Origin of the sequence: Vibrio fujianensis, assembly GCF_002749895.1 — a bacterium.
Lineage (GTDB): Bacteria > Pseudomonadota > Gammaproteobacteria > Enterobacterales > Vibrionaceae > Vibrio > Vibrio fujianensis.
Genome location: NZ_NBUS01000030.1, coordinates 10,362 through 22,593, shown reverse-complemented (window position 1 = coordinate 22,593; position 12,232 = coordinate 10,362). Strand labels below are relative to the sequence as shown.

Annotated in this window: 12 protein-coding genes and 1 pseudogene; 8 read left to right on the top strand and 5 right to left on the bottom strand. The window is 41.0% G+C overall.

The features are described from left to right. Window positions 1-57: 57 nt before the first annotated feature. The 3 genes from B7C60_RS01145 to radC are packed head-to-tail and all read right to left on the bottom strand — an operon-like array spanning window position 58 to window position 1,336. The gene (locus B7C60_RS01145) at window positions 58-411 is read right to left on the bottom strand and encodes a DUF2787 family protein (RefSeq protein WP_245868354.1); all 354 of its coding nucleotides are present in this window, start codon (window positions 409-411) and stop codon (window positions 58-60) included. Window positions 412-437: 26 nt separating this feature from the next. Next, entirely contained in the window at window positions 438-863 is a 426-nt protein-coding gene (locus B7C60_RS01140) for a DUF2787 family protein (RefSeq protein ID WP_099610070.1), read from the bottom strand. Next, the gene (radC, locus tag B7C60_RS01135) at window positions 860-1,336 is read right to left on the bottom strand and encodes a RadC family protein (protein ID WP_099610069.1); all 477 of its coding nucleotides are present in this window, start codon (window positions 1,334-1,336) and stop codon (window positions 860-862) included. The genes B7C60_RS01140 and radC overlap by 4 nt, the downstream gene beginning before the upstream one ends. Window positions 1,337-1,558: 222 nt before the next feature. Here radC and B7C60_RS01130 point away from each other — a divergent pair, with 222 nt between their 5' ends. The 8 genes from B7C60_RS01130 (at window position 1,559) to B7C60_RS20040 (ending at window position 10,509) form a co-directional block, all read left to right on the top strand. Beyond that, on the top strand, window positions 1,559-2,002 hold the full coding sequence (locus tag B7C60_RS01130; RefSeq protein ID WP_245868353.1) for an RNase H family protein: 444 nt from the start codon (window positions 1,559-1,561) through the stop codon (window positions 2,000-2,002). 160 nt (window positions 2,003-2,162) lie between these two features. Then, on the top strand, window positions 2,163-2,351 hold the full coding sequence (locus B7C60_RS01125) for an AlpA family phage regulatory protein (protein WP_099610067.1): 189 nt from the start codon (window positions 2,163-2,165) through the stop codon (window positions 2,349-2,351). A gap of 363 nt (window positions 2,352-2,714) precedes the next feature. After that, a complete protein-coding gene (locus tag B7C60_RS01120) occupies window positions 2,715-3,506 on the top strand; it encodes an RNA polymerase sigma factor (protein WP_099610066.1) in 792 nt (263 codons plus the stop codon). Next, window positions 3,503-4,105 carry a hypothetical protein gene (locus B7C60_RS01115; protein ID WP_099610065.1) on the top strand — a complete coding sequence of 201 codons (603 nt, stop codon included), beginning with the start codon at window positions 3,503-3,505 and terminating at the stop codon, window positions 4,103-4,105. Before B7C60_RS01120 ends, B7C60_RS01115 begins: the two co-directional genes overlap by 4 nt. A gap of 3 nt (window positions 4,106-4,108) precedes the next feature. Next, window positions 4,109-7,498: an ATP-dependent helicase gene (locus B7C60_RS01110; protein ID WP_099610064.1), complete on the top strand. Its 3,390-nt coding sequence runs from the start codon at window positions 4,109-4,111 to the stop codon at window positions 7,496-7,498. A gap of 121 nt (window positions 7,499-7,619) precedes the next feature. Beyond that, on the top strand, window positions 7,620-8,780 hold the full coding sequence (locus B7C60_RS01105) for a multiubiquitin domain-containing protein (RefSeq protein WP_099610063.1): 1,161 nt from the start codon (window positions 7,620-7,622) through the stop codon (window positions 8,778-8,780). Further along, window positions 8,777-10,183, top strand: coding sequence for a ThiF family adenylyltransferase (locus tag B7C60_RS01100; RefSeq protein WP_099610062.1), 1,407 nt, complete (start codon window positions 8,777-8,779; stop codon window positions 10,181-10,183). The genes B7C60_RS01105 and B7C60_RS01100 overlap by 4 nt, the downstream gene beginning before the upstream one ends. Further along, a complete protein-coding gene (locus tag B7C60_RS20040) occupies window positions 10,180-10,509 on the top strand; it encodes a ubiquitination-like system serine protease family protein (RefSeq protein WP_099610061.1) in 330 nt (109 codons plus the stop codon). Before B7C60_RS01100 ends, B7C60_RS20040 begins: the two co-directional genes overlap by 4 nt. 114 nt (window positions 10,510-10,623) lie before the next feature. Here the strand turns inward: B7C60_RS20040 and B7C60_RS01090 are convergent, their stop codons facing one another. Further along, the gene (locus tag B7C60_RS01090) at window positions 10,624-11,709 is read right to left on the bottom strand and encodes a hypothetical protein (RefSeq protein ID WP_216639300.1); all 1,086 of its coding nucleotides are present in this window, start codon (window positions 11,707-11,709) and stop codon (window positions 10,624-10,626) included. 196 nt (window positions 11,710-11,905) lie between these two features. Further along, window positions 11,906-12,232: pseudogene (locus B7C60_RS01085) on the bottom strand (integrase); the annotation flags it as partial.

Below are 12,232 nucleotides of genomic sequence, written 5' to 3'. Positions count from 1 at the left end.
GTATAAAAAATAAACGGATGATACCAAGTGGATCAGTTTTCGATGATCGTTAGTGGATCAGTTTTGCATGATCGGTGACAGGTGCATGCCCAGCCAGCCGCTAAAGCGAGCGAAAGCGATGTTGTTAGCAAAATCAAAAGTCAGGTCGGGAACCAGTTCCGGTGTCTCGTCACCCACATAAACGCGGTCCGTTATCTCCCTAATGGCAATATGGCTGTCTTTAATATCGATAGTGATAGAGACAGGATGAAACCCTCCATCTTTCGGGTGGTAACTGGTGTCCTTAAATCGGATAGTTAGCCGTCCTCGGTAATTAACATCATGAATAGAGCGTTTGATTAAGTCTTTGAGTTGGTGTGAAGGCTTGGATCGCTTGCATGCGAACATCGCCAGGTTAGCAGCTTGATTCATAGTGACCTCTTTGACGGAAATGGAGATTAGCGAATGGGGGTAATGTCGATTGAGATTGCAGAGTGTGCGATGAGCGAGCGAGTGACTGCTTTAAGCCAGCTGGCGAGTAAGGTTTGTACTTCTGGCCGTTGTAAGCTGCACTGCTTAATTTCAGGGTGATAGAACCAACACCCTGCGAAGTTGAAATACAGCGATAACTCTTTTTGTGGCGTACCTGTGACGACAACATCAAAGGTTGCGATAAAGCGAAGCTGCCAGGGCGAATCACTAGATTTGCGTTCTAATTGAATTTCAATGGGCTGAAATCGTTGGTCAGTCTCTTGAGAGCGAATGTTTAACGCTAATCGTTCAACTGTATTAGGAATAGTGCTGTCCAATAGCAGGGCATCAAGAAAGCAATGCATTGGAGTAACGAGCTCATCATTAAGCCCGGAAACAATAAACTCACTCATATCAATCCCTTCTCAGCAAACGAAACACAATCTTCACCAACAACGATGTGGTCTAAGACACGGATATCCACGAGCTTCAGAGCGTCGATAAGCCGCTGTGTAATGCGTTTGTCGGCTTGGCTAGGCTCAGCAATACCGGAAGGATGGTTGTGGGCAAAAATCACCGCGGCAGCGTTGTGGTTTAGTGCCGTTTTTAATACTTCACGGGGATAAATCGAAGCGGCGTCAATAGTGCCAAAGAACAACTCTTCGAAGCTGATCAATTGGTGTTGGTTATCAAGAAACATCACGGCAAACACTTCGCGGTCATGTGCTCCTAATTTGAGTTTTAAATACTCTTTGACATTGGTTGGGTTAGTGAACGTGCCTTCACGTTTGTATTTCGTAGCTAGAGCTTCGGCTGCACGCTCTAGCAGCTCATTGAGCTCTGATGTTTTAAAGGGATAGTCATGGTGAGTATTTTGGGTACGCATAAAAGCTCCTTAGGCTATCTGTTTGGTTATGCGTACTGATGAAATATATCTGAAAGGGTTTTAAATCAGGCTTGTTAGGAATTGGAAGGTAGAAAGCAAGTGTGCCCAGAGACAGGTAAAAAATAACTTACTTGATGTTGTTATGTAGAAATCACTTTGAAGCAAGTTATTAACAATCAAGCCGAATCAAAGAATGTATCGGCTTTTTAGTCTCTGGAGAGTATGACAATGAGTATAGAAATTTATGTAGAAGCGGCCATGGTGAGAAAGCAAAGAGGTCGTCTTGTTGGTGGTATTGCGTACATAGCACTCGATGCTGATGGATGTATTGATGATGAAGATTGGGATCCTGTTGACTATGTCACTGACCAGGCTTACCTAGATCTGTCAGCGCTTGCTTTTGGATTAAAGCATGCGAGAGATGGCGATATTATTTATTCAAGTAGCGATTATTGCGTCAAGGGCTTCAATGAGTGGTTAGGTGGCTGGAAGCGACGAGATTGGCGTAAGGCAAATAAAGAACCGATCGCTAATGAAGACCTTTGGCGGCTAGTGGATGAAAGGAAGGCAGAGAAGCGTGTTGAGGTGAGAAAAGTCGCTGCCTGTTCCGCAGGAAAAGATGCCGCTTATAGATACGCTCTCCTGGCGACGAAACGTCTGTTGTAATGACAATGAATCACGTGCTGGTACTGCCAGCACGTGATTCATATTTGTGTGCTGCACTGTACAGGAATTGTTAGCTGTACCCTCGAGTAGGCGAGCAGGGAAAGTAAAAAATAACGCAGCGGCCTTTGTTATGAGTTGAACTACATAACAAGGTATTAAAATGTTGAATTTTCTTAATTTAGAGCAAGTTGTAACCAAAACAACACTATGTAAAAGCACTATTTATGAGCTAATGAAAATTGGAGAGTTTCCCAAAAACTTCACCGTATCAGGTAAGCGTAAGGCGTGGCTTGAGAGTGATGTTGAAGATTGGATGATGTTGAAGATAGAAGTTGCTGAAACGGAATAACACAAGGAGGGGAATTCTTAAGATTTTGATTTTAAATTTAGGTGACCAGTGGGTCATCAGTTGAAGTTTGTATACGGTTAGTTTTCATTAAAAGCCATCATCCTGCAAGGAGGTTACCTTGTTTAGGTATAACGGTTGCTATCTTGTTTTTAAGTTATCGTGCAGATGTGCTTTGGATACTTTTGAAGGCGTGGAAGTGTCAGACTAAATGTGTATCCACTACGAGTTAAACTATAACGATTTGAGGATTTGGGTGAGGGAAATGGCCTTAAATTTTAGCCCACCAGTGTTGATTGATTTCTATACAATTTTAAGCTAAGTGGTATGATTGATATATGTTTTATATCTACTTTGGTGTTATAGATGTCAATACCGCTAAGGAAAATATCGAGAGACGGAAAGGTTTACCGACGACGCTCAGAAATAGAACAGTTGATAGATGAACTAGAAAAGCTATCTATCGCAGAACAGGTAGAGCGTTGTTTGGACGAGGAAGAGTTAATACCAATGGAAGTGCTTTTATACTTTTTAAGAGTAAAAGAACTTCCATTGACTCCTATTCTGTTCAAATCTCTATTTGAAATGTTTGTTCGACGGCTTGAGGGGGCTTTGCGAAGATCTATCGTTGATTGGAGCTATCAAAAGCCGGAACAAGCAGAAGATATACGTCAAGAGATTTTAGGTAGGTTTGTTGAATTGATAGCAAAAGATCGAAATGATGATGGAGTGAAACTGGATTATTTTGAAGTGAATTTCAATGATGCTTTCCATAAGTTTCGTATAGATGTACTGCGTCAAATTGGACCTGCTAGGAAAGAGGACCCTCTATCTAATGCTGTCCCTATAGAACGCGAGTCGGATTCAGAGGTAAGAACAGATGTTGAAATTAGTGCGCTGGAATTAAGTGAGCTGAGCAAGTCAATTTTAAATGATCCTTCTTTCCGGATTTGTTTCCAGAATGCGATTAGTGAGCTACCAGAAGACGAACGAAGAGTAATCGGACTTTATTTGCAAGGTCTACCTGTTGAATCTAAAGATGCTGATAAGTCTACAATTTCTAGTATTTTAGGGTGTTCGGATAGAACGGTAAGGAACCGATTGAAACGGGCCTATTCAGCCTTAAAGGATAAATTGCTTCTGGAGGAGGAATTATGAAATCTAAATTTGATGAGATGAGAGACGAGGTGCTATACGAATTTTCTGTAGAGCCAAACAAAGACTCAGCAACACTAGAAGTATACCTTCAGAAGTATCCACAGTATCGAGATGAATTGATTGATCTATCAGTTGAGCTGTTTGCTGCACCACGAGAAGACTTTGTACCTGTTAATGAAGGTGACAGCAGAGGAATGAATATGGCATGGGAAAAGTTGCAATCTTCTCTTTTACCATCCGATCCAGTTTCTGAGCTGAGCGTTCCTGAAAACCCTCTAGTGACTCTTGATAAAAAAAGTTTCAGATCATTGGCAAAAAAACTAGATATCAATATTCTGTTTCTAGCAATGCTTCGGGATAAGACTATTGAAGTTTCAACTATCCCCCTGAAATTTATTGGATTACTAGCAGAAGAGTTGAATATAAGTATCGATACCCTCAGGAGTTCATTGGCGGGTTCTTCTATTATATCTACATCTGTTCGTTTTAAAGCGGACGGTAAACCTACAGCCTCTGAACAGATATCGTTTGAGGACGCGTTACAGAGTTGTAAATTGTCAGACTCTCAGAAAGAAAAACTAATGTCGATGAAGGACTAGTTCATGAATGGAATTGAAGTCGCCCGCCAAGTCGCAGAACAACTGCATAGCGAACTTGCTCTATCAGGGGTAGATGCATGTAACCCGCTAGAGTTTGTTTTGGCTGAGTTGGACAACAGAGATATTGAGGTTTTCCCCGCAGATAAAGGCAGTGCCCAGCTAAAAGGGGGAAGGGCGATATTTGATAGCCAAGCAGGATTAATCTTATACGAAGATTGCGGAACTAGTTTTGAGAAAGCTTTTCTACTAGCACATGAATTGGGTCATATTGTACTAGAAGGGTATGATGACGACTTTATAGTGGAAAATGTTGATTACTTAAGGGGTTGTGAGACTTCTCTTGCTGCTGTGGATAAGGTTCTTGACTATGGTAGTCGTGAACGCAAAGAAGTTACGATGGATGTATTTGCGCGTGAGTTTCTTCTCCCCCGCTCATTAGTTTGTAAATGGTATATTAAAGAGGACTCTACTTCTGACAACATAGCTAGTAAGACTGGTGTTCCTATTTCTGTTGTTCAACAACAACTATTAGATGCTTTGCTATTGCCTCCTGCAACAGAAGCACAGGAGATGGCAAATAAAAAAACTTATGAACCCGACCCCTCTCAGAAAAGAGCTGCGATGTATAGTGGTAGCCCTTACCAACTTCAAGCAGGCCCAGGTACAGGTAAAACAAGCACACTGGTTCGACGTGTCCTTCATCTGTTGGAGCATGGAGTTGAACCGTCCGAAATTTTAGTTTTGACCTTCTCAAATAAGGCTGCTAATGAACTTCGTGAACGTATATCTGAAAAAGCGTCAGATGCTGCAGCCTTACTATGGATAGGAACGTTTCATGCGTTTGGCCTAGACATTGTTCATCGTTTTCATCAAATCTTAGGTCTTTCCGAGAATCCAACAGTTGTAAGTCGTTATGAAGCGATAGAGTGGCTTGAGGGAGAGCTAGCGAGATTAAAGCTAAAGCATTACAGAAACTATTATGACCCAACTTTAACTCTCAGTGATATTTTATCTGCAATATCTAGAGCTAAAGATGAAGTGGTGGATGCGGCATCTTATACTGCACTATCAAAAGTGATGTTAGAAAAAGCTCAAGACGGTGAAGAAATAGCTCAAGCGGAAAAATGTCTAGAAGTCTCTTCTGTTTATCAATGTTACGAACGTTTACTGAAAGAACGGGATGCTGTTGACTTTGGTGATTTAGTAAAGCTTCCTGTTGAATTAGTCGAATCGAATGAAGACGTTAGAAGTGCTTTATCGAAGAGGCATAAACATATACTCGTTGATGAGTATCAGGATGTGAACAGGGCATCTGTACGTCTGATTAAGGCTATTGCTGAAACTGGGGAAAATTTATGGGTTGTAGGAGATTCTCGGCAGTCTATTTATCGTTTTAGAGGTGCATCTTCTACAAATATGAAGCGATTCGCGGAAGACTTTCCAGGTTCCAAGTCAGAGCAGTTGACCATAAATTATCGTTCAGCAGGTGAGATTGTTGACTTGTTTTCTGCTTTTTCGAAGAAAATGAAGGCGTCAGATGGAGTCTTACCACTAAACCTCAAAGCTCACAAAGGTCAAATAGGTATTCAGCCGGTCTTTACTATTGCTGGAAAACCAGATGATGAGCTTTCAGCGATAGCAGCTGGTATAGCTGAAATGAGGAATAAGGGATTTTCATATAGTCAGCAGACGGTACTCTGCACTTCGAATGCAAGGTTGGATGATATTGCGGCATACCTGGAGGCACAGGGTGTGCCAGTGCTTTATCTAGGAAGCCTTTTTGAGAGGCCTGAAGTTAGAGACTTGCTTTCAATATTATCGCTACTCTCGGATAGCAGAGCACAAGGATTGCTTAGAGTTGCGAGAGCCTGTGGGGCGGAAATGTCATCCAATGATATCAATGCAATAGCCCAATATATAAAGGAAAATAATCTTAAATCTCTAGAATGGGCTGAACATATAAACAAAATTGAAGAGTTATCTGATAAGGGAACTAAATCTTTACAGTCAGTAACGAGTTTGCTTTCTGGTTTTACAAGCCAAGATTACCCATGGTCAGTATTGGCAACGATTGTATTAGATAGATTGAAGCTTGGTAAAACGATTTACAGCTCGAATCATCTAAGTGATCGGATGAAAGGCATTGCTATTTGGCAATTATTAAATTTCAGCAAAAATGTGATTAAAGGCAAAGGCGTGCCTGTTGAGCGGTTACTTAAACGAATCCGTCGAATTGTTCAGTTGTCTGAAGATAGAGATGTTCGTCAATTACCTGCAGTCGCCAGTCGCCTTGATGGAGTAAGGCTGTTGACCATTCATGCAAGTAAAGGCTTGGAGTTTGATGTTGTTCATTTGCCAGGAATGGTGTCTACAGGATTGCCTGGTTCCAATAGACCTCCGAATTGTATACCACCAGATTCTTTAATTGAGGGAACCGTAGGACTCTCTGGAAAAGAAGCGGTGAAACTTGGTCATGATGAAGAAGAAGAGTGTAAGTTTTTTGTTGCTACTTCAAGAGCGAAGAAACACCTTTTGTTATATGCATCATCATTACAGAACAATGACCGTCGTCGAAGTCCATCTAAGTTTATAGAAGATATCAAGGCCTATATTAGAAAAAGTAAGCATAATGGATTAGCTGAAATTACAGCGAACGCAGAAAAAACAGTGTCAGAGTCTGACAAGCAAATACAGTTAACAGCTAGCGACTTAGAGTTGTACGAACGATGCCCGAGAAGGTACTTTTATACGCGCCACTTAAACTTAGGTGGAAGACAAGTAGATAATGCGTATATGCAAATGCATAACGTTGTTCACGATGTTCTGGGTTGGCTTAAATCTGATTTTTCTGATTCCACGCCTAGCGCAACAAAACTATTCGACAAGTATAATAGTTCTTGGGACGTAAATGGACCAACTGATAACGCTTATGCAGAAGATTATAAGCAAATAGGAAAACGCTTATTGGAGTATTTGTGGGAGACACGGAAAAATAAATCCCTCATAACACCAGTTGAAATTAAGGTCCCTTTTCCAGGCGGAACTGTCGCTATCACTCCTGATGAGGTTACCGTTGATGAGGTAGGTGTTCATAGAGTTAGAAAGATTAAGTCAGGTAAGCAGCTCTCTACAGAGTTTGATCAAGTGGGATATACCCTCCTGATTAAGGCCGCTGAGCAGCAATATGGAAAAGGTACTGTCGTTGAAGCAATTCATTTGGCTGGTGAAACTCATCAATCCGTCTCTGTCACTGATAAAAAGCAAGCCACAAGAATAACCAATTGCCAAAATGCCATATCAGCTATTTCAAATGGGGAGTTTCCCGCTTTTCCAAGTGCTCGCAGTTGTCCTACTTGTCCAAGCTTTTTTTTATGTGGAGGTATGCCCTCATAAAAAATTCAAAAAAAAATTGTTTAGTCTTTCCGGTTTGGGAGTTTTCAAACGATTAACAGTATGAAAGGGAAAATAACCACATGTCGTGGTTTACCCTAAATCTAGTACGAGGTTAATCGTTATGAAACAACAAGATTTACAGTCAGAGCTCTCCGTAGAAGACACCACCGAATGCCTACTTGAAAATAGAGAGCCTCGCTCAGCTAAGCAATATCAAATACGCGTGGTTGATCAGAATTTTGAACCAAAAATGGTTTTAATTGCTGATCCAACTCCAACTGGCCGCCAAATTTTGGAAGCATCTGATTTTTCCCCAGCCAATGATTACATTCTGTTGATGAAACAGAATACAGGCATGCTTGAAGAAGTTAACTTATCAGAAGTTGTAGATGTTTATCACCGAGGTGTTGAACAGTTTATTGCATTTGAAAGTGATCGCGTTTTTTACTTTGAGTTAAATGGGAAGCGATACCCGTGGGGAGCTGAAAATATCAGTGAGAAAGCACTTCGGGCCATTGGTAATATTCCTCCAAAACAGGCACTTTGGTTGGAGCAGAAACAAGCGGCGGATTTGCTTCTTGATACCGACGCGAATCTTAACCTATCTGCATCAGGGTTGGAGAAGGTTTACTCAGCTAAGCGTAGTTGGAGGCTAAATGTTCAAGGTGTCCAAATTGTATCGGATGAGCCAACGATTGTTGCTTCAGATGCAATGATTGCCGCTGGATTTAACCCAGCAGATGATTGGATGCTTTTCCTCAAGGTAAAAGGGGAGCCTAAGAAGCCAATTGGGGTTGATTATGTTATTGATTTAACAACTCCAGGTATTGAAAAGTTAAGAATGACTCCTGCTGAAATACGAAATGGTGAAAAAGCCCTTTGCGTGAAATCAGACTTTTCTTTGCTGGAGAAAGATACTGACTATCTGAACAAGTTAGGTTTCGAATGGGAAACCTTAATCGATAATGGTAGACGCTGGCTAATTATTCGTAACTATACACTTCCTAGTGGGTACAACCACGAAAAAGTAGATATCGCAATAGATATACCTGCTGCCTATCCAGGTGCAGCTCTTGATATGTTCTATTGTTTTCCTGCTTTGCGCTTGGAATCAGGCGCAGTTATTGCTCAAACATCGTGTCACATGTCTATCGTCGGCCAAAGCTATCAAAGGTGGAGTCGACACCTAAATGGAAAGACAAAATGGAATCCGCTGACTGATAGTGTGATGACTCAGATGGCTGTAATAGAAGAGTGCATTTTACGGGAGGTGGCGAAATGAGTTGCAATCATTATAAGTTAGTCATTTCTAACGCACATCATCAGCAGTTGGTAGCCCATTTGTTTCCGGGAGATGGGCTGGAGTCTGCTGCAATTTTACTTTGCTCCAAGAGTAGTAAATATCGTTTGCTTGTCAAAAAGCTAATACCTATCGAGTATCAAGCTTGTGGAGTAAGGCTACCAGATAGAATTATTTGGCCAGGCTCGAGCATTGAAGAAGCGATAGATATAGCAGAAGTAGAAGAGTTATCTATCATTCTCATTCATTCTCATCCAGGTGGACTATTTTCCTTTTCAGAATGTGATAATAAAAGTGATCGCCATGTAATGCCAAGCTTATTTGAAGGGGTATCTTCACCTAATGTGTGCCATGGATCGGCGATCATGACTCCTGATGGTGCAATAAAAGCACGAATCTATACAAGAGATTTAGAGTTTGAATTTGTTGAGTCCGTTCACTGTGCGTCTGAGAACCTGTCTATATGGAGGGCAAAAGAAAATTCGCTTACTCAGCCTTTGGCATTTTCCTCAGATATGGGACAAGACCTGAAATCTTTAACTGCTTGTGTAGTTGGTGTTTCAGGTACGGGATCAATTATTGCGGAGCAGTTGGCTCGAATGGGGATTGGAGGGCTCGTTCTAATTGATTTTGACTGCATTGAACACAGAAATCTTAATAGAATCCTCAACTCTACCGTGGAAGATGCAAATAAAAAACGTTATAAGACCAGAATGTTAGCTGATTGCATTAAGCTTTATCGTGAAGAGATTGAGATTGAGTGTGTCGAAAGCAGTATAAATAGCCGCGAGGCTATAGAAGTAGCAGGGAAGGCTGACTTACTGTTTTGTTGTGTTGATAGCTCTGAAGGACGCTATATATGCGATCAAATATCGTCTTCATTTCTAATGCCATTATTTGATGTAGGTGTCACTATTCCGACCCGAAAGACAAAATGCGGCGGTACAGCTATTGCTGATGTATATGGTCGCTTAGACTACGTTCATCCAGGCGCTCCTTCCTTATATGATAGGAAGGTATACACATCAGAATCTTTACGGAAGGAATATTTACACTCAGTTTCTCCTGAAGATCATGATAAGCAAGTAGCCGAAGGCTATTTAAAAGGTGTGGTAGAGGAAGCACCAGATGTGATTGCTCTAAATATGCGTGCAGCTAGCGCATGTGTGATGGAGTTTATCATGAGACGTTATCCATTTAGACATGAACCTAACCATATGTTTAGTCGAACTATCTTTTCTTTGGCTGCGTGTGAAGAAGAGTTTGAAAGCGATAGTGCTTTCGACTGTTCTCAAAATCTTCTCATTGGAAGCGGACTTGAAGAACCACTACTCGGAATTCCAGGATTAGCTAAAAGTCGATCTAGTGCGAGGGAGGATATATGAGAAAGCCATTGTGGCTGCTAAAACTAATTGAGTGTGTATTGCCAGCTCGCACAGTTAATATAATCGAAGGCGACACTCCTCCGGACCAGTTGCCGATGAGAAACATTGTTTTAGCACAAGAAGAGGGCGAACAGTGGGCCGTGGGCTTTAAGTGTCCATGTGGGTGCGGAAGAAGATTAGAGTTATTGCTTATTAAGGAGGCTAATCCTAATTGGAGGCTGATAATAGATAGCTGTAATCGCCCCACATTACACCCATCGGTGTGGTTAAAGAGCGGCTGCTGCTCTCATTTTTGGCTTAAAAAAGGAAAAGTTGTGTGGTGCTAAAATTGGTAAGGCCTGAAAAGCTAGATACCTTCAGATGTACTAATTCAGATCTGGTCTGAATTAATAACTTTCAGGCCTTACCATAGATTGATTAAATTGTAATATGAATAACTACTATCTCTTTCGGGAAAATCCAGCTTTTAATTCAATCTCTATATGTTTGACTGCGTTGTCTACTCTATGTAGTAGTTCATCAATACTGCGATAACCTCTGCGTTTTCTGTATTCCATTATTGAATTAGCAAAATGGTCAACGAAATTCCAATATGGCTGTTGAGCAAGAACGTCCTCTCTGGTTGTGGCTAAACCTTTCATCGTTGCTCCATTAACATATACAGAATGAATGTCTTGACAGATTGAAAACAGCTTATGGTCATTTGTGCCTACCCAGTTCTCTGTTTTATATTTTTTACTGTTGATGTTGATAGTTGTTCCTAGATTCTCTGCTAAATTTGCACCACTAAGCCAATAAATATCCATCGCAGAATCAAATGCTCGCCATCGGCACTTATCGAGGCTAGATGAGGGTTTATGAAAGTTTTGCTTAATATACTTTCTGCGCAGACGAATGTTTTCTGGTAACTGGTTGATTTGATTTGAACTTTGCTCCCAAAAAGCATACTTCGCGATTTCCATATCGTAAGCAGTTAATAGGTCTAACATCCCCGCCATGCTGTGAACGTAAATTTCGAACCTTTCAGTTGGTGATTTATCAGAATGGTTTAATTGAATATTTTGAATTTGAAGCATAGCCACATACGAGATTCCGTATGTACATCTTGCTGAATCACTGAGCTCTGAGAAAATTACCTTCTTATTCATGGACTCAGGGTCGAAGTTTCGAAATGTTGCTTCAACATCATCCTTATGACCTGGCCAGAAATTTTGACAAAACTTCTGATAAGATTCCATGGCTTTTTGTACGCGCCAATCGGGCATTTCATCAACACCAATGGCTGTTAACGAGACTGTTCCGTGTTGCAGGAGCTCAACTAAAGGTAGAAGGCCAACTTCTTTTACATCTTCTATTGAGGCGTTATCTGATAACTCTTCCATTCTCTGAATAGAACAATTGTCTAAGTTTATTTGTACTATTTTTCCCTGATTGAAGCAGCGTTGGGTATACAGTGGAGTGAGGGGGAAGTGCTCTTCTCTTTGATGGAGGCAGGGTTTGATGAACTTAATTTCGGTTCTGCTCATATTTATTATCCAGTTAACAGTGGCCTTGATATTTATTGGGTTCAAAGAGTTAACTTTCAATACTGAATGATATTCTAGAAATTTGATGGGAATGAAAGGGGTTTGTAAGATGAAGAGTGTAGCTACATTCCTCATCTTTGTTTAACTTATAGTTTATATATCAGAAACGAAGATATGACTCGAGCTGACCGATAGTTTAAATATCCACAACTTCAGAAATGTGCACGGCTAGCGTATCTAACTCCTCTCTCCGATCTTCAAAATAATCATGTCGGTCATAAATTCCTTCAACACTTTTTAACTTGTGATTCAAGCACCTCTCGGCCACATGGCCTTGCTGTGCCAGTAAGGTTCGACTCGTACGACGAAGATTGTGTGCGGTAAAATGAGGCAGATCACCCATAAGATTCGTCGGTTGTTTCTTTTTACCAGGTTCATGTCCAAATAGTTTGGTTATCGCGCGATTTAGCGTATCAGGACCCATATATGGATTTTTACTGGTTCGGCGACTAGGAAACACATA

What these genes read in the sequence shown, in the direction of transcription:
- B7C60_RS01145 (WP_245868354.1), bottom strand. Translation starts at nt 411, where the DNA reads ATGAATCAAGCTGCTAACCTGGCGATGTTCGCATGCAAGCGATCCAAG.
- B7C60_RS01140 (WP_099610070.1), bottom strand. Translation starts at nt 863, where the DNA reads ATGAGTGAGTTTATTGTTTCCGGGCTTAATGATGAGCTCGTTACTCCA.
- radC (WP_099610069.1), bottom strand. Translation starts at nt 1,336, where the DNA reads ATGCGTACCCAAAATACTCACCATGACTATCCCTTTAAAACATCAGAG.
- B7C60_RS01130 (WP_245868353.1), top strand. Translation starts at nt 1,559, where the DNA reads ATGACAATGAGTATAGAAATTTATGTAGAAGCGGCCATGGTGAGAAAG.
- B7C60_RS01125 (WP_099610067.1), top strand. Translation starts at nt 2,163, where the DNA reads ATGTTGAATTTTCTTAATTTAGAGCAAGTTGTAACCAAAACAACACTA.
- B7C60_RS01120 (WP_099610066.1), top strand. Translation starts at nt 2,715, where the DNA reads ATGTCAATACCGCTAAGGAAAATATCGAGAGACGGAAAGGTTTACCGA.
- B7C60_RS01115 (WP_099610065.1), top strand. Translation starts at nt 3,503, where the DNA reads ATGAAATCTAAATTTGATGAGATGAGAGACGAGGTGCTATACGAATTT.
- B7C60_RS01110 (WP_099610064.1), top strand. Translation starts at nt 4,109, where the DNA reads ATGAATGGAATTGAAGTCGCCCGCCAAGTCGCAGAACAACTGCATAGC.
- B7C60_RS01105 (WP_099610063.1), top strand. Translation starts at nt 7,620, where the DNA reads ATGAAACAACAAGATTTACAGTCAGAGCTCTCCGTAGAAGACACCACC.
- B7C60_RS01100 (WP_099610062.1), top strand. Translation starts at nt 8,777, where the DNA reads ATGAGTTGCAATCATTATAAGTTAGTCATTTCTAACGCACATCATCAG.
- B7C60_RS20040 (WP_099610061.1), top strand. Translation starts at nt 10,180, where the DNA reads ATGAGAAAGCCATTGTGGCTGCTAAAACTAATTGAGTGTGTATTGCCA.
- B7C60_RS01090 (WP_216639300.1), bottom strand. Translation starts at nt 11,709, where the DNA reads ATGAGCAGAACCGAAATTAAGTTCATCAAACCCTGCCTCCATCAAAGA.